Source organism: Micromonospora sp. NBC_00617 (genome assembly GCF_045161355.1).
Classification (GTDB): domain Bacteria; phylum Actinomycetota; class Actinomycetes; order Mycobacteriales; family Micromonosporaceae; genus Micromonospora.
Window position 1 is genome coordinate 6,302,728 of record NZ_CP107751.1, and the last position, 19,693, is coordinate 6,322,420.

The window sequence follows — 19,693 nt, forward strand, 5'->3', positions numbered from 1 at the left end:
AGCTGGGATGATCCGGACGGGGTCGCCCAGCGTGGTCGTCCTGACTACGATCCGGGCATGGCGGAGCCGTGGCGGGACCGGGCGCGACGGGCGGTCGAGTGGAACTGGCGGCTACGGTCCGCCGGGGATCCGCGCCCGCACTACGTCATCTGTGGCCGGGACTCGCTCGCCTACTACGTCGCCCGCGCGATCCTCGAATCCGAGCTGCCCGTCGGCGGGGCCCGGGTGACCGTCGTGGTGCCGGAGCGCTACCCCAGTGACGGGCCGGACGTGGCCGCGCTGCGCGGGGTCCGGGTGGTGCGCTCGGACCGGCTGGACGTGGCAACTTTCGAGACCGCCGGCCTGGCCGGGTCGGCCGGGCTGGCCCTGCTGCACCAGGACGACGTGGGCAACCTGCACGCCGCGCTCTGCGCCCAGGCCGTCGACCAGCGGGTCCACCAGGTGCTGCGGATGTTCAACGGCACCCTCGCCGACGGCGTACGCAAGCTGCTCAAGGCGCCGGTCGAGGTGCTCTCCGACGCCGAGATGGCCGCGCCGGCGTTCGTGGCCGCCGCGCTCGGCGAGGTCGACCCCAACTCCTTCCAACATCGGGACAAGACGCTGCGGGTGGCCCGGCGGGCCGACGTCCGGCCGCAGGACGTGGTGTGCGCGCTGGCCCACCTCAGCGAGGAGCAGGGGGTCAAGCTGCTGCCGGCCGAGCAGGCCGGCGCGGACCTGGTGTTGGCGGAGGCGACCGGTCAGCCCCCGGGCACCGAGGTGGCCGCCCGGCGGCTGGTCCGGGCCCGGCGGCGGCGTCGTCCGGTGGCGGTGCTGCTGCGGGCGGTACGCGGCTTCGCCACCCGCAAGATCGGCATCGCGGTGATGCTGGTGCTCGCGCTGATCGCGGTGCTGGGGGCACTGATCTCCCGCGCCGAGAACGTGTCCCCGTTGGAAGCGCTCTACCTGACCCTGGTCACCACGCTCAGCGGCGCCGACCCGGACACCACCAAGGCACCCGACGCGCAGGTCATGCAGGTGGTGCTCAACCTGGCCGGGCTGGCGCTGATCCCGCTGATCACCGCCGTCGTGGTGGACGGCATCGTCAACGCCCGCCTCGCCCTGCACACCGGGCGGCAGCAGCCGGCCCGGGCCGGGCACGTGGTGGTGATCGGCCTGGGCAACGTCGGCACGCGCGTGATGGCGCAACTGCGTGAGTACGACGTCGAGGTGGTGGCCATCGACAAGGTTCCGGAGCCGCGTGGCGCCGCTCTGGCCCGTCAACTGGAGGTGCCGCTGATCGTCGGTGACGCCGCGCTCCCGGAGACGCTTGTCGCCGCGTCGGTGGCCGACTGCCAGGCGTTGGTGGTGGCGTCCACGGACGACGTCGCCAACCTGGAGGCGGCGCTGGCCGCGCGCGACCTCCGCGACGACCTGCGGGTGGTGCTACGGCTCTTCGACGGTGACTTCGCCGAACGGGTGGAGGAGACCTTCGCTCTCGGGGTGTCCCGATCGGTCTCCTACCTGGCCGCACCGGCCTTCATCGGCGCGCTCACCGAACGCGCCGTGATCACCACGATTCCAGTCGACCGGCACGCGCTGCCGGTCGCGGAGGTGCCGGTCGCCGCCGGCTCCGAGCTGGACGGTCGACCCCTGGACCTGGTCAACCGGGACGGGCAGGTCCGGCTGATCGCCCGGACCTCGGCCGGCGGCGCGAAGACGATCTGGTGGAGGGACCTCGACCCGCGACAGGTGATCTTCGCCGGTGACCGGCTCACCGTGGTCGCCCGCCGGCGTGGCCTGGACTGGCTGACCACCCAGTGCGCCCCGCCCGCCGGCCCGGTTCCGGTTCCCCGGCGGGCTGGGCCGGCCCACGGCGGAGTGCACACACCAACGATGGCGCCTCCTTCGATCCCGAGCCCAATCGACCCCGGCATCGTCACGTCCGCCCCCGGCGCGGATCCTCCCGCCTCTCCGGCCGAAGGCGCTTCCGCGACAGCCAATGGTGGTCCGGCGGCCGAATCCGAGCGGGCCAGCGGGCACGAAGGGACCCTGGAAGGGATTTGAGCCCAGCCTCTCCAGGATGGGGTGCAGCGGTACCGCGTGGTACATTTCCCGTATGGAGAGGATTACCCTGCGAGAGTTCCGCGATGGCGCGGGTCGGGTGCTGGATGGCGTCGAGCGCACCGGTGAGCCGGTGATCATCACCAAATACGAACGGCCCGTCGCCGTACTTGTCGGCATCGACGAGTGGGAAGAGATCGAGGCGTTCCGGGATCGCCGGGACTCGGAGGTGATCGCACGGTCACGCGCCGAGGGCCAGTTCGTGCCGCTGTCGGCGGCACTGGAGTCGCTCGGGGTTGATCCTCGGGAGGTCGAGGCGCTGCTGGCCGAGCGAGCCAAGCGCGACCACGACGTTGGTCATCGTAAGGACGTCTACTCATGAGTCACGCTGCCCCGGCCGCCGCTGCGCCTTAGCGACGCGTCCGCAGCGCGAAGAAGGCGACGCCCGCGGCGAGCACGCCGAACCCGGTGAGGACGCTGCTGAGCGGCAGGTTGACCGCGAGCAGCAGGCAACCGACCAGCCCCAGGCCGGCGAGCACCTGCACCGGTAGTTTCCGCTCTCGATCCCGCCCCAGCGTGAGCGCCGCCGCGTTGGTGATCGCGTAGTAGACGAGCACCGTGCAGCTGGAGAAGCCGATCGCGCTGCGGACGTCACCGAGCAGCACCACCATCACCACGGCGGCGACGGCCAGCTCGGCGCGGTGCGGCACCTGGTGCACCTGGTGCACGGCGGCCAGCGCGCCGGGCAGGTCGCGTCGGCGGGCCATCGCGAGGGTGGTCCGGCCGACTCCGGCGACGAGGGACAGCAGCACCCCGACGACGGCGATCGTGGCCCCGGCGCGGACCACCCAGGCCAGGCCGGGCAGGCCGGCGGCGGTCACCACGTCGACCAGGGGCGCTGCCGAACCGGCCAGCCGGTCGGCGCCGAGCACGCCCAGCGTGACCACGGCCAGCACCAGGTAGATCGCGAGCACCGCGCCGAGTGCCAGCGGCACCGCGCGGGGGATGGTCCGCTGCGGGTCGCGGACCTCCTCGCCGAGCGTGGCGATCCGCGCGTACCCGGCGAACGCGAAGAACAGCAGCCCGGCGGCGGTGAGCACACCCCGGGCGGAGCCACCGGGGTCGCCGAGTCGATCCAGGTGCACCGGACCGCCCAGCACGCCGACGACCGCGACCAGGGTCAGCACCACGAGCACCAGGCCGACGAGGGCCTTCGTGGCGGTGGCCGTCTTGCCGATGCCCCGCAGGTTCACCCCCGTCACCGCGAGCACCGCGCCGACCGCGACCAACCGCGCCTGCCCCGGCCACAGGTACACCCCGATGGTCAACGCCATCGCCGCGCAGCTCGCCGTCTTGCCGACCACGAACCCCCAGCCCGCCACGAAGCCGGCCAGCGGGCTGAGGCGTTCCCGGCCGTAGACGTAGGTGCCGCCGGACTCGGGGTAACGGGTCGCCAGCCGGGCCGAGCTGGTCGCGTTGCAGAAGGCGACGAGGCCGGCGAGCACCAGGGCGGGCAGCAGGCCGGCGCCGCCGGCCGCCGCTGCGGCCGGGCCGAACACCACGAAGACGCCCGCGCCGAGCATCGAGCCCAACCCGATGACCACCGCATCGGGTACGCCGAGCCGCCGCGCCAGTTGATCCACGAACCGACCCTAGGGGTACGAGGTGAACGGCCGGTCCCAGCCGCGTAACCGCCCGGGGAGCGGCAGATCGTCCCAGGGCACCCGGTGCAGCAGCCGGTCCAGGAGTAGCCCGAGCAGCAGCCCGGCCACCGAGTCGGTCAGCCAGTGCCAGCCCAGGTAGGTGGTCGTGGTGAGGACCACCAACGGTGGCACCACCCGGATCACGGTGACCAGCCGGGGCGGCAGTTGCCGGCCGAAGCTGCGCGCGAGGGGGGCGAGCAGCAGGGCGATGACGCCGTACCAGACGATCGCGTTGGCGACGTGCCCGGACGGGTAGGACTGGGCGAACCGCACCGGCAGGTCGTCGTGGAACAGCGGCAGGGTCTGCTCGGGCGGCAGGAACGGCTCCTTGATGCTGGCGCTCGGTGCCGCCCGGGCGGTCCAGACCTTGAGCGGGCCGATCGTCAGGTAGGTCAGCACGAAGCCCACCACCGGCGGCAGGATCGGCCGCACCGACCGGAGTCGGACGGCCAGCAGCACGCCCAATCCGGCGGCGATGAGAGTCAGTGGGGTGCCCTGGCCGAGCAGGTTGAACACCCGGGCCACCCAGTACGCGACCGTCGGCCGGTGCGCCTCGGCCCAGTCGGCGACGGCCCGGTCCAGCCCGAAGAGCTGGTGGGCGACGAGGGCGACGGTCAGCCCGACCAGCCCGATCAGCAGCAGGGCGTCGAACCACCAACCGGCCGGGCGGACGGGCCGTAGCCGCAGGTCACGTCGTACCGCCGTGGGTTTGAGCACGCGACCACGCTACCGGGCCGACGCGAGGCCGGGGTGTTCGGCGCTGTGGGCCGAGCCACGATGTGAGGCGGATGCGGGGGGCGACCCGTCATGCTTGTGCCCGTGCGGATCACGTCTGCCCTCGTCGACCCGGCGTTGCTCGACCTGCCCTGGTCGACACCGCTGGAGGAGTGGCCTGCCCAGCACCTGGTGGCCCTGCCCCAGGGCATCTCCCGACACATCGTCCGCTTCGTCCGCCTGGGTGACTACGTCTACGCCTTCAAGGAGACCCGCGAGCGGATCGCCGAGCGGGAGTACGACCTGCTCCGGGCGCTGGAGCGCATCGACTTCCCGTCGGTCGAGGCGGTGGCGGTGGTCGCCGACCGGCAGACCGAGGACGGCGAGCCCCTCGAATCGGTGCTGATCACCCGGCACCTGCAGTTCTCGCTGCCGTACCGGGCGCTCTTCTCGCACACCCTGCGCCCGGAGACGATGAGCCGGCTGCTCGACGCGCTCGCCGCCCTGATCGTGCGGATGCACCTGACCGGCTTCTTCTGGGGCGACTGCTCGCTGTCCAACACGCTGTTCCGCCGCGACGCGGGCGCCTTCGCCGCCTACCTGGTCGACGCGGAGACGGGTGCCCTGCACACCTCGCTCTCCAACGGGCAGCGCGGCGAGGACCTGGAGATCGCCCGGGTGAACATCTTCGGTGAGGCGTTGGACCTCCAGGCCGCCGGCCTGCTGCATGAGTCCATCGACCCGGAGGTGGTCTGCGAGGAGGTCGTGCAGCGCTACGAGCGGCTCTGGCACGAGATCACCTACGAGCAAGCGGTCGAGCGGGAGGCCCGGCACGACATCGAGGGTCGCATTCGCCGGCTCAACGAGCTGGGTTTCGACGTGGCCGAGGTCGCCATGTCGACCATCGACGACGGGCGCTACCTGGTGCGACCGAAGGTGGTCGACGCCGGCTACCACACCCGGCGACTGCTGCGGCTGACCGGCCTCGACGCCGAGGAGAACCAGGCCCGCAAGCTGCTCAACGACCTGGACGCGTACCGGGCGGAGAGCGACCTGACCGACGAGCAGCAGGCGGCGCACCGCTGGCTCACCGAGGTCTTCGAGCCGGTGGTTCGGGCCGTGCCCGCGCACCTGCGCCGCAAGCTGGAGCCGCAGGAGCTGTTCGCCCAGATCATCGAGCACAAGTGGCTGCTCTCCGAGCGGGCCGGCCGGGACGTCGGGATGGCGCCCGCCGTGCAGTCGTACCTGGCCGACGTGCTGGTGCACCGCCCCGACGAACAGGCCGTGCTCGGCGTCGACGTCCCCGCCCTGGACTGACCCGGCCTCCGCTTCGCCGAGGCCGCTGTGCTTGCCGCCGTTCGTCGCGGCCCGTCGTCGTCCGGTGCTGTTGCTGTCGTCGCGACCGGATCCTTGGGTCCGACACGTCCGGACGGCCAGCTCTCCGCCGGGGTTGGAACGCGTCCTGTCGAGCTGCCCCAGACATGGGGCAGTCACCCTCCGAGGTTGCCTAGCCCCACCTACGGGGCAGCTCGACAGGACGCGCAGTAGCAGGGCGCGGTCGTCCAGAGCGCGCAGCAGTGCGAGCGGCGTTGCTGGTCAGGAGCGCGCAGCGAGTGCGACGGGACCGTCAGCCTGGGCGCTTCACTCCACCCAGGAGCCGCCGCGCAGCACCCGCACCACGTTGAGGTCGTCGTCGAGCACGACGAGGTCGGCGCGGAGGCCGACCTGGAGGGCGCCGACCCGGTCGCCCAGGCCGATGGCGCGGGCCGGGGTGGTGGCCACCATCCGAGCGGCGTCGGCCATCGGGATCCCGGCGTGCACCGCGTGCCGCAGCGCCGCGTCCATGGTCAGCGTGCTGCCGGCGATCGCGCCGTCGCGGGCGAGCCGGGCCACCCCGTCGGCCACCGTGACGGCCTGACCGCCCAACTCGTACTCACCGTCGGCCATCCCGGCCGCGGCCATCGCGTCGGTGATCAGCGCGGCGCGGTCCGGGCCGGCGGTCGCGGTGGTAAAGGTCAGCATGCCGTCGTGCAGGTGCACCCCGTCGGCGACCAGTTCGCAGATCACGGTCGGCGCGTCGAGCAGCGCCACCACCGGGCCCGGCTCGCGATGGTGCACGGGCCGCATGCCGTTGAACAGGTGCGTACCCACGCTCGCGCCGGCCGCGATGGCGGCGCGGGTCTGCTCGTAGGTGGCGTCGGTGTGGCCCACGGCCGCGACCACGCGGTGGGTGGTGAGCAGCTTGATCGCCTCCAGCGCGCCATCGCGTTCCGGGGCGAGGGTGACCATGCGGATCGCGCCCCGACCCAACTCGATCAGCTCGGTCAGCTCGTCCGTGGACGGGTCGCGCAGATACTCCGGGTTCTGCGCGCCGCAACGGGCCGCGGAGAGGTAGGGGCCCTCGAAGTGGACGCCTGCCAGCACGCCCTCGTCGACCAGCGGCGCGAACGCCTCGGTGGCCGAGCGCATCACCGGAAACGGCGCGCTGACCAGGCTGGCCAGCAGCGTGGTGGTGCCGTGCGCCAGGTGGAAGCCGGCCGCAGCGCGCGCCTGGTCGGCGTCCCCGGTGGTGAAGGTGTGCCCGCCACCGCCGTGGGTGTGCATGTCGACGAAGCCCGGCAGGATCCAGTGCCCGTCGCGGACCGACGGATACTCGGCCACGGCCGTGATCCGGTCGCCGTCCCACTCGACGCAGCCCTGCCGGATGACACCGGTCGGGGTCACCACTCGGCCGTTCACCCGTACGGTCATCGCTCCTCCTGATGGTCAAGGACGCGGGCGGCGTCCGTGTCCCGGACGCCCGCGGCGTCCAGCGCGAGCAGGGCGGCGCCGAGGCAGCCCGCCTCGTCGCCGAGGGCCGCCGCGACCAGCCGCGGCTCCCGGTGGAAGGTCATCCGCTCGTGCAGCGCCACCCGCAGCGGGCCGAGCAGTCCGTCGCCTGCCTGGGCCAGGCCGCCGCCGAGCACGATCGTCGACACGTCGAACAGCGCCTGCCCGGTGGCGAGGCCGTCGGCGAGGGCCTCGACCGCTTCCTGCCAGACCCGGGCGGCGAGGGGCTCACCGGCGGCCGCCCGTTCGGCCACCATGGCGGCCGTCACGGCGGCACCGGGTGTCTGCTCCGCGCCGTCGCCGGCCAGCTCGGCGTAGCGGCGGCCGATCGCGGCCGCCGAGGCGACCGCCTCCAGGCAACCGGGTCGCCCGCAGCCGCAGCGCGGGCCGTCGGGACGGACCATGATGTGGCCGATCTCCCCGGCGGCGCCGTGCGCGCCGACGGCGGCCGCGCCGTCGACGACGTGCGCGGCGGCGATGCCGGTGCCGATCGCCACGAAGAGCACGTGGTCGGCGTCGCGCCCGGCGCCGAGCCGGGCCTCGGCGAGACCACCGACGCGCACGTCATGGCCGAGCGCGGTGGGCAGCCCGAGCCGCGTCACCGCCAGGTCCCGCAGCGGTACGTCCCGGAAGCCCACGTTCGCCGACCAGACCGCGACCCCGCGTGCCTCGTCCACCACGCCGGGGACGGCGATGCCGATCGCGACCGGGGTGAGACCGTCGGCTCGGGCCTTGCCGATCAGCCCGTCGGCCACGTCGAGGATGGTGTCGACCACGGCGGCCGGGCCGCGCGCGGCGTCGGTGGGGTGTCGCTCGGTGCGTACGGCGACGCCGTCCGGTCGGACCAGGGCGCACTTCATGCCGGTGCCGCCGACGTCCAGCGCCACGACCACCCGGCCGTCGCTCACGGCACCACTCACGGTGCAGGCTCGGTTCGCGACTGCGGGGCTCGCAACCCCGGCTCACTCCTCGCGCTCACGCCAGCACCACGGACCGGCTGAGGTGCCGGGGCGCGTCCGGGTCGAGGCCCCGGCTGGTCGCCAGCGCGACCGCGAAACGCTGGGCCAGGATCAGGTCGGCCATCGGGTCCACCGGGGTACGACCGGCGGACCAACTGCCGAGCACCGTCCGCCAGCCGTGCGTACGGCTGTGCACGAAGGCCGCGCCGGTGGCGGCCACGTCCTCGGGCAGCCCGTCGGGCAGCTCGCCGAACGCCCAGACGAGCCGGCCCGGTGCGGCGATCGAGATGGGGCCGTGCCGGTAGTCCATCGCCGGGTACGCCTCGGCCCAGAAGGTGGCCGCCTCGCGGCACTTCAGCGCGGCCTCCTGGGCGAGGCCGACCGTCCATCCCCGACCGAGGAAGGTGGCCTGCCCGATGGTGGCCGGGTCGATCGGCAGCGGGGAGCGCACCGCCACCTCGGCGTCGGCGGCGAGCGCGGTCACCGGGTCGCCGAGGTGCGCCCGGAGCAGGGCCAGCGCGGTCGTCGCGAAACGGGTCTGCACCACCGACCGCTCGTCGGCGAACGGCATGGTCACCGCGGCGGTGGCCAGGTCGACCGCCGGCGCGGCCGGGTCGCCGACGATGACTGTGGTGGGCGTACGTCCGCGCAGCGCGGCGAGCAGCTCCAGCACCTCGGTGGTGGTGCCCGAGCGGGTGATCGCGATCAACCGGTCGTAGTGGCGGCCGACCGGGAACTCGGACGCCTGAAACGCGTCGGTCTCGCCCTGGCCGGCCTGCTCGCGGCGGGCCGCGTACGCCATGGCCATGAACCACGACGTGCCGCAACCGACGACGGCGACGCGCTCGCCGGGGCGGGGAAGGTCGCCGCGTACAGCGCCGGACAGCTCGGCGGCCTCCCGCCAGCAGTCGGGCTGGCTCGCGATCTCCGCGTCCACGTACGCCATGGGAAACTCCTCGCCGGGCCGACCTGTCTGCGCAATACGGCTCGTTACACCCGTATTTCGCGCGTTATTCTGCGCGAAGCGGGGTGGCCGTGGCAACCGACCGGCCGATCGCGCAGAACGGCTTTTTGCGCCAGGGTAGTTTCGCGCACTATTGTGCACGCAATCAATCACCGAGCGTGCAGTTACTGGGAGGGCCCCCGAGGTGGACCGGTACGCCAGATGGAACGCCCTGCTGGAGATGCTGACCGACAACGGCCGGGTCAGCGTCGAGGCGGCCGCCGAGCGGCTGGACGTCTCCCAGGCCACCATCCGGCGCGACTTCGATCAGCTCGCCCAGCAGCAGATGATCACCAGGACCCGGGGCGGCGCGGTCGCCAACGGTGTCTCGTACGACCTGCCGCTGCGCTACAAGACGGCCAAGCACTCGGCCGAGAAGCAGCGGATCGGCGCCGCCGCCGCGGCGCTCGTCACGCCCGGCACCGTGGTCGGCCTGAACGGTGGCACCACCAGCACGGAGGTGGCCCGGGCTCTCGCCGTACGACCGGACCTGAACACCAGCGCCGAGGGTGCCCAGCTCACGGTGGTGACCAACGCGCTGAACATCGCCAACGAGCTGCTCGTGCGGTCCCGGATGAAGGTGGTGGTGGCCGGCGGGGTGGTGCGCCCGAAGTCGTTCGAGCTGGTCGGCCCGCTGGGCGGTGCGCTACTGCGTGAGGTCACCCTGGATGTCGCGTTGCTCGGCGTGGACGCGATCGATCCGCAGCTCGGCGCCGCCGCCCACCACGAGGGTGAGGCGGCCATGAACAACCTGATGGTGGCCCGCGCCAAGCGGGTCGTGATCATCGCGGACTCGTCCAAGTTGGGCGGTCACGCCTTCGCCCGCATCTGCCCGGTCGAGCGGGTCGAGACGCTGGTGACCGACTCCGGGGCGGCCCCGGAGGTGGTGGACGCCTTCCGGGCGGCCGGCGTGCAGGTCGTCTGCGCCTGAGCGGTGACTTTCCGTCGATGAATCGCACCGATCGGCGCGTCGATGCATACCGGGTATTGCGCGGCTCTGCATACCGCGTATGGTGTCGGCTGTCACGCCCACTATCGGGGGAGGTGCAGCTTGCCAGCTGTCCTGGAGATCGAAGGTCTACGTAAGACGTACAAGAGTCGTCGACGCGGCACCCGCAACGCGCTCGACGGCTTCGACATGCGGGTCGACGCGGGGCAGGTGCATGGCTTCCTGGGCCCCAACGGGTCCGGCAAGACGACCACGCTGCGTACGCTGCTCGGCCTGATCCGGCCCGACGGTGGCCGGATGACGCTGCTCGGGCACGAGGTTCCCGCCGCGCTGCCCACCGTCGCCGGCAACGTCGGCGCGATCGTGGAAAGCCCGCAGTTCTTCCCGCACTTCTCGGCACGGGACACGCTGTCCCTGCTGGCCGGGGCCGGCGAGGTGCCCGCCACGCGGGTCGACGAGGTGCTGGAGCTGGTCGGGCTGCGCGACCGCGCCGGCGAGCGCGTCAAGACGTACTCGCTGGGCATGAAGCAGCGGCTCGCCGTCGCGTCCGCCCTGCTGAAGAACCCGACGCTGCTCATCCTCGACGAGCCGGCCAACGGCCTCGACCCGGGCGGCATCCGGGAGATGCGCACGCTGATGCGGACGCTCGCCGAATCCGGGATGACCGTGCTGCTGTCCAGCCACATCCTCGGCGAGATCCAGCTGATCTGCGACTCGGTCACCATCATCTCGCTCGGTCGACGGGTCGCCTTCGGCCCGGTCGACGAGGTGCTCGCCCAGCACTCGTCCGGTGCGGTCCGGGTCCGCCTGGAGGCGGTCAGCGACCTGCCGACGGCCACCGAGGCCCTCACCCGGGCCGGGGTCCGGGTCACCGGGCACCCGGACCACCTGATGTTGACCGGCGTCGACAAGCCGGCCACGGTGACCCGGCTGCTCGCCGAGCACAACCTGTACGTCAGCGAGCTGGCCCCGATCGCGGTCGACCTGGAGAGCGTCTTCCTCGAACTGACCGCCACCGCGCCGGTTCCCGGCCAGCACCGCCAGGTCGACGAGTCCATGAAGGTTGGTGGGACGGGTCAGCCCGGCGCCACCGCGGGAGGGTGGGGCGCGTGAGCCTCTTTCGGACGGAGCTGCGCCGGCTGGCCAAGCGGCGCTTCACCCGCTACATGACGCTGCTCGGCCTGCTGGTGCTGGCCACGGTCGTGGTCGGTGTCTTCTTCACCAACCAGAAGATCGACGCCGGCCAGCTCGCCAAGGCCGAGCGTCAGGCCGACCAGCAGTACCAGGAGCAGGTCCGCTGGAGCGAGCAGGAGCGGGTCAACTGCGAGCAGGCCAAGACGGCCGGCACGCCGAACGACGGCCGCTACCCCGACGACTGCTCGGTGATCACGGCGCCGTCACGGGACCAGATCGAGGCGGAGTGGTTCCTGCCCTCGACGTTCAACTTCCGCAAGACGTTCGACGAGACACTGGTCCCGTTCGCGGCGATCCTCGCCCTGGTCGGGTTCGTCATCGGCGCGTCCTTCGTCGGCGCCGAGTGGAGCACCGGCGGCATGATGAACCTGCTGCTCTGGCGGCCGAAGCGGCTCACCGTACTGCTCACCAAGCTGGCCGCGCTGCTCACCGGCATCCTGGCGGTGACGCTGCCCGCCGCGGTGCTGTGGTTCGCCGGGTTCTGGGTGGTCGCCACCTTCCGGGGCACCACCGAGAAGATGACCTCGGGCGCCTGGCAGTCGTTCGCCCTGACCGGGGTGCGCGGCGTGGCGCTGGTGCTGGTGCTCACCACCGTCGGCTTCGCGCTGGCCTCGCTGGGCCGGCACACCGCGATGGCCCTCGGTGGTGTCGTGGCGCTCATGGTGGTCGGCCAGTTCGGCCTGGGCATCCTCCTGTCGATGGCCAGCGTGAAGTTCGCCGAGGCGTGGCTGCTGCCCACCTACGCGCTGGCGTGGATGACCAAGAAGGTGACACTGCAGGACTGGGACGCCTGCAACGCCACCTACTCCGGGGAGTGCAAGCCGGACACCCTGGACATCACCTGGCAGCAGTCCTCCGTACTGTTCTCGATCGGGCTGGTGGTGATCCTCGGCGCGGCGCTCTGGACGATGCGTCGACGCGACATCACCTGATCGACGCCTTGGAGTCAACGGCGCGGCGCGGCCGGCCCCACCGTCGGGTTTTCCGACGTGCGGCCGGCCGTGCCGGCTGCTGCGACCTTGGTCGGCCCTGGCTAGGCTGAACGTCATGCCCGCCGACGCCGCGCCGACCGCTCCCGAGCCGTCCACCGACGCTCGTCCGGGCGAGTTGGCCGGCGGTGGCCCGCCGAGCGTCCCGACCCCCCGGCCGGCGCCGCCCGTCGAGAGCACCGACGACGCCACGCCGGCCGGCAACGAAGCGTCAGCCGACGAGACGGCCGCCGCACCGGCCGCGCCCCCGGCGGGCCTGACCACGCGCGAACGGGCAATCCTCGCCTTCGAGCAGCAGTGGTGGCGGCACGCCGGCGCCAAGGAGCAGGCCGTCCGGGACACCTTCGGCGTCTCCTCGACCCGGTACTACCAACTGCTCAACGGGCTGCTGGACAATCCGGCGGCGCTCGCCGCCGACCCCGTGCTGATCGGCCGGCTCCGCCGGCTGCGCTCGTCGCGGGCCCGCAACCGCCGTCGCTGACCCCCGCCGGCCCTACTTCTTCTCGTACGCCTGCAGGCCGTTGCCGATGGCGAAGAACGTCGGCGCCCACTCGCCGATGAAGATGCCCCACCGGTCCGCGCGTGCCACACCGGCCCGCTCCAGGTGCCTGGACAGGAACCAGCTGGTGAACGACAGGCCGATGCTGGCGAAGCCGGCCATGTACATGTGTTCCGCCTTGAGTCCCGATTCGTGCAACCGCTTCAACATGCGATCCCCCTGTCGCGACGGACGACCCGACTCGCGTTTCCACCTGCGGAAGCGCAACTCGAAGGCCAGACGTTGTCACGCTACCGCCGGGTCGCCGCCGACGAACCGGGTTGCCGCGATACCGGATACGGCAGGAATGTAGCCGGGGCGGAGGGGTACGCGGGTTCTCGTCCCGGTCGTCGTCACGGGGGCCACGGGCCAATGGAGGGAGCAGGCTATGAAGGGCGCCATGCCGAGGCGGCCGCGCCGGTGATGCGGGTACGCTCCGCGTCCGCGCCGGCCCCGGGCCGGTCGGTCAACGAGGACCTGGTCTTTCAGTTCGGCCCGCTGGTCGGCGTCCTGGACGGCGCGACCGTGCCGGACGGCTTCGACACCGGCTGCGTCCACGGACCCCAGTGGTACGTCCGACACCTGGCCGCCCGGCTCGGTGTGGCCGAGGCGGCCCGTCCGGCGGCCCGCCTGACGAGCAACCTGGCCGCGGCCATCCTCGCCGTGCGCGCCGATCACGGTGGGCAGTGCGACCTCGATCATCCGGGCACCCCGTCCAGCACCGTCTGCCTGCTGCGTGACTGCGGCGACCAGGTGGACTACCTGGTCCTCTGCGACAGCCCGTTGGTGTTGGACGTCGGAGGGCAGGTCAGCGTGGTGACCGACGACCGGCTGGACACGGCGATGGCCGAGCTGCGGCAGACGGTCGCGACCGTGCCGGCCGGCGCGGCGGACCCGGTCGCGCGGTTCCGGCACGCGGTGGGTGTCCAACGGGAACGGATGAACCGCACCCACGGCTACTGGGTGGCTGCCGCCGACCCGGACGCGGCCTTCCACGCGGTGACCGGGACAGCGTCCCGGCGCGGTCCGGCGGCCCTGCGCCGGGCCGCGCTGCTCAGCGACGGCGCGTCCAGCGCGGTCGAGCAGTTCGGGCTGACCGACTGGGCGGGGCTGCTGGACCTGCTGAGCGTCGAGGGGCCGGCCGCGCTGCTGGGCCGGGTCCGGGACGCCGAGCGCGATCATCCCGACCGGCTGCGCCGGCACAAGCCCACCGACGACGCTTCGGTGGTTTTCTGCGACTTCGGATCGGTCGCGCCATAGGGCAGATGACGACGGAGCGTGAGGAGAAACACCCGAACCGCCCGACCGGCCGGTACCGGTAGCCGGACCGCCAGTGGATGTCCAATGGGGTGGACTTCGGCCGATGAGGCCGGCAGACTGCGGCACGTGGCGGGTGCGGTCCGGCTTGAGCCGGTGGATGAGCAGAACTTGGAGCCATTGCTCTCCGTAGCGGCTGCCGAGGCCGAGCCCGGTGAGGTGATGCCTCCGGTCGAGGCTCCCGCTGGCTGGTCGCTCGCCCGCCGGGAGGCGTTCCGTGAGTTCCACCGGGCGAGTTTCGCCGGTCTGGACGGCCCGACCGGCTCCCAGATGTACGCGATCCTCGTCGGCGGCGAGGTGGTGGGCATGATCCGAATGACGCGTTGTGACGAGCCGGGCACGGTGGAGACCGGAATGTGGCTCGGCCTCTCGGCGCGCGGTCAGGGAATCGGCGCGGCAGCCCTGCGGGAACTGCTCAACCTCGCCGCCCGCGCCGGTATGCGAGCCGTGGTCGCCGAGACGACGTCGGACAATGTCGGCGCGGTCGCAGTTCTCGAAAAATGCGGTGCGAAACTGCGTGAGGACGGCGCAAAGGTGCACGCCGAAATCTGCCTCGATTCGACGCCTCCCGCTCTCTGAAACTGCTCCACCCTTTCGTCTTTGTTGGCGTCCTCCCTGCCCAGAGCCATGTGAACGTCCTGTCTGTGTCGTTCGGCGCCGTCTTTCCGAATAACTCTCCGCAGCGCTGACTACCTGCTGGGCCGTCGTCGCAAACTGCGTACCGCGCTGACTCTCGCCGCGGCGGTGGCCGCCGGCCGGGCGGGCGCCGTGCACGTCGCCCTGTGCGAGGTGGCCGTGGCGGGCCGCCGGCACGCCCCACAGGACCGGCGGCTCTCCGGCGTGCCCGCACCGATGGCGCTCAACGGGGCGTACCTCGTCGACACCGCGGCGCTGCCCCGCTTCACCGACCTGGTCGGCGCGTTGGGCTCCCGTCATCCGGGCCTGCGGCTGGAGCTGACCGGGCCGTGGCCGGCGTACTCCTTCGTGGCGGAACGGCCGGAGCCCGCCGACGCCGGCCGGGGGTCGCGGTGACCACCGCTCTCGCGCCGAGCAGCGCGGACGATTCGTTGGCCTACCGGCCGGTCGCCCTGGTCGACCTCCTCGACCGGGTGCTCGCCACCGGCGTGGTGATCAGCGGCGACATCACGTTGTCCATCGCCGACGTCGACCTGGTCCGGATCTCGCTGCGGGCGCTGGTCGCGTCGGTCGGCGCGCTGGCACCACCGGAGGACGTCGGATGACCGGCCGGGACGACGCGGGCGAGTTGATCGCCGCGCTCGACGCGCAGTCGTGGCAGCCACCCCGGGTCACGCCGCTGGACCGCCGGATCGCGGTGGATCGTGACTCGGTCGAGCGGGGACTGGCCAGCCTGGTGCTCACCGTCGTCGAGCTGCTGCGCCAGCTCATGGAGCGGCAGGCGCTGCGCCGGGTCGACCTCGGTGACCTCACCGAGGAGCAGGTCGAGCGCATCGGAGTCACCCTGATGGCGCTGGAGGAGCAGATGGCGGGGCTGCGCGAGCACTTCGGCCTGGCCCCGGAGGACCTGAACCTGGACCTCGGCCCGCTCGGTCCGCTCCTCCCCACGGACTGATCCGTGCCGGACGGTCGGCGGTGACCCGGCAGGGCCACCGCCGACCGTTCGATCAGGCCGGGAGCCGGACGACGTCGTAGTCGACGTCCGGGCCGGGCTCGACGTCGAACCGGCCGTTCACCACGTACAGCGCCGAGCCGAGCAGGTCGCCGGTGGCCGGCGACCGCAGGGCCGGACTGGTGATCTCCCTGCGCACCACCCCGGCGGTGTAGCCGGCGTTCAGCCCGACGACCGCGATGACGTTGGTCAGGTTGCGGATCACGTAGAGGGTGTGACCGCACAGCACCAGCCCGTCGGCCCGGTCCACCGAGTAGCCGCCGAGGTCGAAGACACGGCTCGCGCCGGTGCGCGGGTCGACGCGTACCAGCCGGCCGGTCAGCATCTGCGCGACCAGCAGGTCACCGTCGGGCAGCGCCACGATCCCGTTGTTGAACGCGTCGGGCGTCGCGGCCGGGCCGCGCAGCGGCAGGACCCGCGCGGCGCCGGCGGCGGGCAGCCGACCACCCGGCAGCAGCGGTACGACGTACAGCACCGGACGGGCCGAGTCGGTGAAGTAGACGGCGCGTCCGGTGATCACGAGGTCGTTGACGATGCTGCCCGGCTCGTCGGTGAACTGGTAGTGGGCCAGTTGGGCGCCGGTCTCGCCGTCGTGGACGCTGGCTCCACCGGAGGAGAAGTCGGCGGTCCACAGCCGGCCCTGCGGGTCGAGCTTGAGACCGGCCTTCTCCCGGCCCGGCGCACCCGGGATGAGGACCGAGCCACGTCCGGTGCGGAGGTCGCCCCGCCAGACCGCGCCGTTCCCGACGGATCCGACGTAGACGGTCGTGCCCCGACCGATCGTCAGACCCTCCGGGCTGAACCCGTCCGGCAGGGCGATCCGGGACGGGAACGACGGCGTCGGGTGCGCGGTCGCGGCCGAGCCGACCGTGGTGAGGGTGGCCGCGGCCACCAGAGGGACGACGAGAAGAGTGAGCAACCTGCGCAAGAGGAACACCGCCTGTCATCGAGTGGATCTCTCCACTGAGGAATGTGCCGCTCTGGTAACGCGCCGGGTACGACAAAAGGTTGGGCGCGGCGCTCATTTCCTGCCGGCGGCGTACGCGGCGAGCCAGGCGACCTGGGCCGGGTCGAGCGACGGCCGGACCCGTTCCCGGGCGACCGCCACGTGCGCGGCGGTGACCGTGGCGGCGGCCAGGGATTCCCGCATCGCCGCGAGCGCCGCCTCCCGGACCACCGCCGCGCAGTCCGCCGCCGAGAAGCCGGTCAGCTCCGCGCCGAGGGCGGCCAGGTCGACGTCGGGCGCCAGCGGCACGTGCCGGGCTGCGGCGCGCAGGATCTCCGCGCGGGCCGGCCCGTCCGGGGGCGGCACGTAGACCAGTCGCCCCAACCGGCCGGGTCGCAGCAGCGCCGGGTCGACCAGGTCCGGCCGGTTCGTGGCGCCGACCACCACCACGTTGCGCAGCGTCTCCACGCCGTCCAGCTCGGTGAGCAGCGCGGCGACCACCCGATCCGTGGTGCCCCCGTCGGTGGCCTGCCCGCGTACCGGCGCCAACGCGTCCACCTCGTCCAGGAAGATCAGCGTCGGGGCGGCCTCCCGGGCGCGGCGGAACAGCTCGCGCACCGCGCGTTCGCTCTCGCCCACCCACTTGGAGAGCAGTTCCGCGCCCTTCACCGAGAGCACGTTCGCCCGCCCCGACCCGGCGAGCGCGGTCACCAGGTAGGTCTTGCCGCAGCCGGGTGGGCCGTAGAGCAGCACGCCGCGCGGTGGCTGCACGCCGAGGCGGGCGAACGTGTCCGGATAGGTCAGCGGCCACAGCACCGACTCGGTAAGCGTCTGCTTGACGTCATCCAGGCCGCCGACGTCGTCCAGGGTCACCGACGCCAGCTCCAGGGTGGACGCCGCCATCGTCGTCGGCCGGACCACCTCCAGGGCGGCGGTGAAGTCGGCCATCGCCACCGTCGGCGTCCGCGCGGACTTCTGCCGCAGCGCGGCGCGTACCCCGGCCTCCCGGACCAGCGCGGCCAGATCCGCCGCGACGAACCCGGGGGTACGACCGGCCACCTCGTCCAGCCGGACGTCGTCGGCGAGCGGCACCTGCCGGGTCAGCACGGTGAGCTGCTCACGGCGCAGGGCCGGGTCGGGCAGCGGTACGCTGATCCGCAGCGACAACAGGTCCGGTGCGCGCAGCGCCGGGTCGACCGCCTCGGGCCGTCCGGTGGTGCAGACCACGGCGACACCGGCGTGGACGGTCTCCGCGAGCACCTGCCGGAACACCGTGGCCAGCGGGCCGGGCTCCTCCGCCGGTGCCAACGCCTCCACATCGGTGACCAGCAGCACTGCCGGTCCGCCGGCACGAACCGTCGTCGCCGCGGCGCGCAGCCGGTCGGCGGCCGCCTGGTTGGTCAGCGCGGCCACCTCGGGCGCCCACAGCGGGTGGACGCGGGCGCCCACCCGGGCCGCGACGGCCCGGACCAGCGCCGACTTCCCAGAGCCGGCCGGCCCGGAGAGCAGCACACCCAGCGAGATGGTGGTGCCCAGCCGGCCCAGCACCTCCCGGTGGTGGAAGCCGAGATCGAACAGCTCGGTCAGCTCCTCGGCCTGGGCCCGCAGGCCGGGCAGCTCGTCCACGTCCGGCGCGTCGCCGGCCACGTCCACCGTCGGGGCCGCGCCGGACGCAGGGGCCGCAACGGGCTCGCCGTGGGTGGCCGGGCCATGCTCCCAGGCGACCACCGTGTCCATGGTGACCAGCGACCCGGCGGACTCCTCGACGGCGACCACGGTGAGCAGGGTGCTGGTCCAGGCGAAGCCGACGGTGGTGGCGAGGCTGCGCCGGGCCGCTTCGACGAGGCCACGCGTCGAAGCGTCCGGCAGCACGTCCTGCGGCAGCAGCGACACGTCGTCGCCCGTCGTGACCACCTTGCCGAGCAGGGCGAGCCGGAGCATCTCCGGGCTGACCGCCGCCAGCACCCCCACCGGCCCGGTCAACGTGACCCGGCCCGCGGGGGTCAGCGGCAGCGGCGACACCCGCACCGAAGCGCCGTCCCGCAGGCCCAGGTTGCCCAGCGTGAGGTCGTCGGCGTACAGCAGGGCGCTGCTCGCGCCCGCCCCGGCCGCAGCGACGATCCCGGCGGTCTCCCGGCGGCCCGTCAGTCGCACCGGGTCGCCGGGGCGCAGCCCCAGCGCGGTCAGCGCCTCCGGGTGCAGTCGCACGATGCCCCGTCGGGCGTCCAGCGCCGCGGGCCGCAGGCTCGCCGTCAGGGTCAGGTCGGGTTGGGCCACCGCCCGACCGTAGCCGCCGTCAGCACGTCGGGGCGGTCAGCGCCGCGGATCCAGCTCATCCAGCAGCGACGGATCCCGCCGGATCAGCTCCGCCAGACGGGCCGCCGGGTCCGGGGTCAACCCGTCCGGGCCGGGTGCCCACGCCGGCACCGTGCGACCGGACAGCGGCCAGGACGGCGGGGGTTGCACCGGGGCCGCGGGCGGCTCCGGGCCGACGGTGACGTCCGGGCCGTTCCAGGAGACCCGCAGCGGGTACGTCCGACCGTCGTGCTCGACGCGGACGGTCACCGCCAGGCCCGGGTGGGCGCCGACGACCTGGCGGACGGCCTCGGCCACCTCCTCGACCGGACCCCACCCGACGACGTCGCCGGGGCTCTCCCGTTCCGCGTGCCGGCCATCGTGCCGGGCCGGCCCGGCGTTGCGTCCACCCGTGGCGGCGCCCTGCCCAGCGGTCGGGCCCGGCGGTGGTGCGGTCTCGTCCCGATCGGTGACCCGCCGGCGCAGCGCCTCCTCGCGCCGGGCCAGCCGGGCCAGCGTCTCGTCCAGGTCGCCCCTCACAGCTCACCCCTTCCCGCCACGGCCGGAGC

At 73.1% G+C, this 19,693-nt stretch carries 21 protein-coding genes; 12 read left to right on the top strand and 9 right to left on the bottom strand.

Annotation, left to right across the window (positions count from 1 at the left end; translation table 11 throughout):
* The first annotated feature begins 57 nt into the window (after positions 1 to 57).
* Both OG505_RS29215 and OG505_RS29220 read left to right on the top strand, forming a co-directional pair.
* The gene (locus OG505_RS29215) at positions 58 to 2,043 is read left to right on the top strand and encodes a potassium channel family protein (protein ID WP_405434791.1); all 1,986 of its coding nucleotides are present in this window, start codon (positions 58 to 60) and stop codon (positions 2,041 to 2,043) included.
* A 52-nt stretch (positions 2,044 to 2,095) separates the two neighbouring features.
* Positions 2,096 to 2,422: a type II toxin-antitoxin system Phd/YefM family antitoxin gene (locus OG505_RS29220; protein ID WP_405429243.1), complete on the top strand. Its 327-nt coding sequence runs from the start codon at positions 2,096 to 2,098 to the stop codon at positions 2,420 to 2,422.
* Positions 2,423 to 2,450: 28 nt separating this feature from the next.
* On the opposite strand, the gene OG505_RS29225 is transcribed toward OG505_RS29220, so the two are convergent.
* Positions 2,451 to 3,683 carry an APC family permease gene (locus OG505_RS29225; RefSeq protein ID WP_405429244.1) on the bottom strand — a complete coding sequence of 411 codons (1,233 nt, stop codon included), beginning with the start codon at positions 3,681 to 3,683 and terminating at the stop codon, positions 2,451 to 2,453.
* 9 nt (positions 3,684 to 3,692) lie between these two features.
* On the bottom strand, positions 3,693 to 4,430 hold the full coding sequence (locus OG505_RS29230; RefSeq protein ID WP_405434793.1) for a phosphatase PAP2 family protein: 738 nt from the start codon (positions 4,428 to 4,430) through the stop codon (positions 3,693 to 3,695).
* A gap of 120 nt (positions 4,431 to 4,550) precedes the next feature.
* On the opposite strand from OG505_RS29230, the gene OG505_RS29235 reads away from it, so the two are divergent.
* Positions 4,551 to 5,774 (top strand): DUF4032 domain-containing protein, encoded by a 1,224-nt coding sequence (locus OG505_RS29235; protein WP_405429245.1) that lies wholly within the window; start codon positions 4,551 to 4,553, stop codon positions 5,772 to 5,774.
* Between the two features lie 324 nt (positions 5,775 to 6,098).
* Here OG505_RS29235 and nagA read toward each other — a convergent pair whose 3' ends face one another.
* From nagA to OG505_RS29250, 3 genes are all read right to left on the bottom strand, one after another.
* Positions 6,099 to 7,208: an N-acetylglucosamine-6-phosphate deacetylase gene (gene nagA, locus OG505_RS29240; RefSeq protein WP_405429246.1), complete on the bottom strand. Its 1,110-nt coding sequence runs from the start codon at positions 7,206 to 7,208 to the stop codon at positions 6,099 to 6,101.
* Positions 7,205 to 8,194, bottom strand: a complete 990-nt coding sequence (locus tag OG505_RS29245) for an ROK family protein (RefSeq protein ID WP_405429247.1) — start codon at positions 8,192 to 8,194, stop codon at positions 7,205 to 7,207. The genes nagA and OG505_RS29245 overlap by 4 nt, the downstream gene beginning before the upstream one ends.
* Before the next feature lie 67 nt (positions 8,195 to 8,261).
* Complete coding sequence (locus tag OG505_RS29250; RefSeq protein WP_405429248.1) at positions 8,262 to 9,191, bottom strand: SIS domain-containing protein; 930 nt, start codon at positions 9,189 to 9,191, stop codon at positions 8,262 to 8,264.
* A 202-nt stretch (positions 9,192 to 9,393) separates the two neighbouring features.
* On the opposite strand from OG505_RS29250, the gene OG505_RS29255 reads away from it, so the two are divergent.
* The 4 genes from OG505_RS29255 (at position 9,394) to OG505_RS29270 (ending at position 12,861) form a co-directional block, all read left to right on the top strand.
* Positions 9,394 to 10,179 (top strand): DeoR/GlpR family DNA-binding transcription regulator, encoded by a 786-nt coding sequence (locus OG505_RS29255; protein ID WP_053654382.1) that lies wholly within the window; start codon positions 9,394 to 9,396, stop codon positions 10,177 to 10,179.
* 120 nt (positions 10,180 to 10,299) lie between these two features.
* Entirely contained in the window at positions 10,300 to 11,310 is a 1,011-nt protein-coding gene (locus OG505_RS29260) for an ATP-binding cassette domain-containing protein (RefSeq protein ID WP_405429249.1), read from the top strand.
* Entirely contained in the window at positions 11,307 to 12,323 is a 1,017-nt protein-coding gene (locus OG505_RS29265; RefSeq protein WP_405429250.1) for an ABC transporter permease subunit, read from the top strand. Before OG505_RS29260 ends, OG505_RS29265 begins: the two co-directional genes overlap by 4 nt.
* A gap of 115 nt (positions 12,324 to 12,438) precedes the next feature.
* Positions 12,439 to 12,861 (top strand): DUF3263 domain-containing protein, encoded by a 423-nt coding sequence (locus OG505_RS29270; protein WP_405429251.1) that lies wholly within the window; start codon positions 12,439 to 12,441, stop codon positions 12,859 to 12,861.
* Between the two features lie 12 nt (positions 12,862 to 12,873).
* On the opposite strand, the gene OG505_RS29275 is transcribed toward OG505_RS29270, so the two are convergent.
* A complete protein-coding gene (locus OG505_RS29275) occupies positions 12,874 to 13,089 on the bottom strand; it encodes a hypothetical protein (RefSeq protein ID WP_405429252.1) in 216 nt (71 codons plus the stop codon).
* 252 nt (positions 13,090 to 13,341) lie between these two features.
* Between OG505_RS29275 and OG505_RS29280 the strand changes: the two genes are divergently transcribed.
* From OG505_RS29280 to OG505_RS29300, 5 genes are all read left to right on the top strand, one after another.
* Positions 13,342 to 14,178: a hypothetical protein gene (locus tag OG505_RS29280; protein ID WP_405429253.1), complete on the top strand. Its 837-nt coding sequence runs from the start codon at positions 13,342 to 13,344 to the stop codon at positions 14,176 to 14,178.
* 126 nt (positions 14,179 to 14,304) lie between these two features.
* On the top strand, positions 14,305 to 14,814 hold the full coding sequence (locus OG505_RS29285) for a GNAT family N-acetyltransferase (RefSeq protein WP_405429254.1): 510 nt from the start codon (positions 14,305 to 14,307) through the stop codon (positions 14,812 to 14,814).
* A 117-nt stretch (positions 14,815 to 14,931) separates the two neighbouring features.
* Complete coding sequence (locus OG505_RS29290) at positions 14,932 to 15,267, top strand: GvpL/GvpF family gas vesicle protein (RefSeq protein ID WP_405434795.1); 336 nt, start codon at positions 14,932 to 14,934, stop codon at positions 15,265 to 15,267.
* On the top strand, positions 15,264 to 15,476 hold the full coding sequence (locus tag OG505_RS29295; protein ID WP_405429255.1) for a gas vesicle protein: 213 nt from the start codon (positions 15,264 to 15,266) through the stop codon (positions 15,474 to 15,476). The genes OG505_RS29290 and OG505_RS29295 overlap by 4 nt, the downstream gene beginning before the upstream one ends.
* Positions 15,473 to 15,826, top strand: a complete 354-nt coding sequence (locus OG505_RS29300; RefSeq protein ID WP_405429256.1) for a gas vesicle protein K — start codon at positions 15,473 to 15,475, stop codon at positions 15,824 to 15,826. The genes OG505_RS29295 and OG505_RS29300 overlap by 4 nt, the downstream gene beginning before the upstream one ends.
* A 52-nt stretch (positions 15,827 to 15,878) precedes the next feature.
* On the opposite strand, the gene OG505_RS29305 is transcribed toward OG505_RS29300, so the two are convergent.
* From OG505_RS29305 to OG505_RS29315, 3 genes are all read right to left on the bottom strand, one after another.
* Entirely contained in the window at positions 15,879 to 16,811 is a 933-nt protein-coding gene (locus OG505_RS29305) for an SMP-30/gluconolactonase/LRE family protein (RefSeq protein WP_405429257.1), read from the bottom strand.
* A gap of 93 nt (positions 16,812 to 16,904) precedes the next feature.
* Positions 16,905 to 19,106 carry an AAA family ATPase gene (locus tag OG505_RS29310; RefSeq protein ID WP_405429258.1) on the bottom strand — a complete coding sequence of 734 codons (2,202 nt, stop codon included), beginning with the start codon at positions 19,104 to 19,106 and terminating at the stop codon, positions 16,905 to 16,907.
* Positions 19,107 to 19,142: 36 nt separating this feature from the next.
* Positions 19,143 to 19,664 (bottom strand): hypothetical protein, encoded by a 522-nt coding sequence (locus tag OG505_RS29315; protein ID WP_405429259.1) that lies wholly within the window; start codon positions 19,662 to 19,664, stop codon positions 19,143 to 19,145.
* Between the last annotated feature and the right edge of the window lie 29 nt (positions 19,665 to 19,693).

What these genes read in the sequence shown, in the direction of transcription:
- nagA (WP_405429246.1), bottom strand. Translation starts at nt 7,208, where the DNA reads ATGACCGTACGGGTGAACGGCCGAGTGGTGACCCCGACCGGTGTCATC.
- OG505_RS29220 (WP_405429243.1), top strand. Translation starts at nt 2,096, where the DNA reads ATGGAGAGGATTACCCTGCGAGAGTTCCGCGATGGCGCGGGTCGGGTG.
- OG505_RS29215 (WP_405434791.1), top strand. Translation starts at nt 58, where the DNA reads ATGGCGGAGCCGTGGCGGGACCGGGCGCGACGGGCGGTCGAGTGGAAC.
- OG505_RS29280 (WP_405429253.1), top strand. Translation starts at nt 13,342, where the DNA reads ATGCGGGTACGCTCCGCGTCCGCGCCGGCCCCGGGCCGGTCGGTCAAC.
- OG505_RS29270 (WP_405429251.1), top strand. Translation starts at nt 12,439, where the DNA reads ATGCCCGCCGACGCCGCGCCGACCGCTCCCGAGCCGTCCACCGACGCT.
- OG505_RS29235 (WP_405429245.1), top strand. Translation starts at nt 4,551, where the DNA reads ATGCTTGTGCCCGTGCGGATCACGTCTGCCCTCGTCGACCCGGCGTTG.
- OG505_RS29275 (WP_405429252.1), bottom strand. Translation starts at nt 13,089, where the DNA reads ATGTTGAAGCGGTTGCACGAATCGGGACTCAAGGCGGAACACATGTAC.
- OG505_RS29250 (WP_405429248.1), bottom strand. Translation starts at nt 9,191, where the DNA reads ATGGCGTACGTGGACGCGGAGATCGCGAGCCAGCCCGACTGCTGGCGG.
- OG505_RS29300 (WP_405429256.1), top strand. Translation starts at nt 15,473, where the DNA reads ATGACCGGCCGGGACGACGCGGGCGAGTTGATCGCCGCGCTCGACGCG.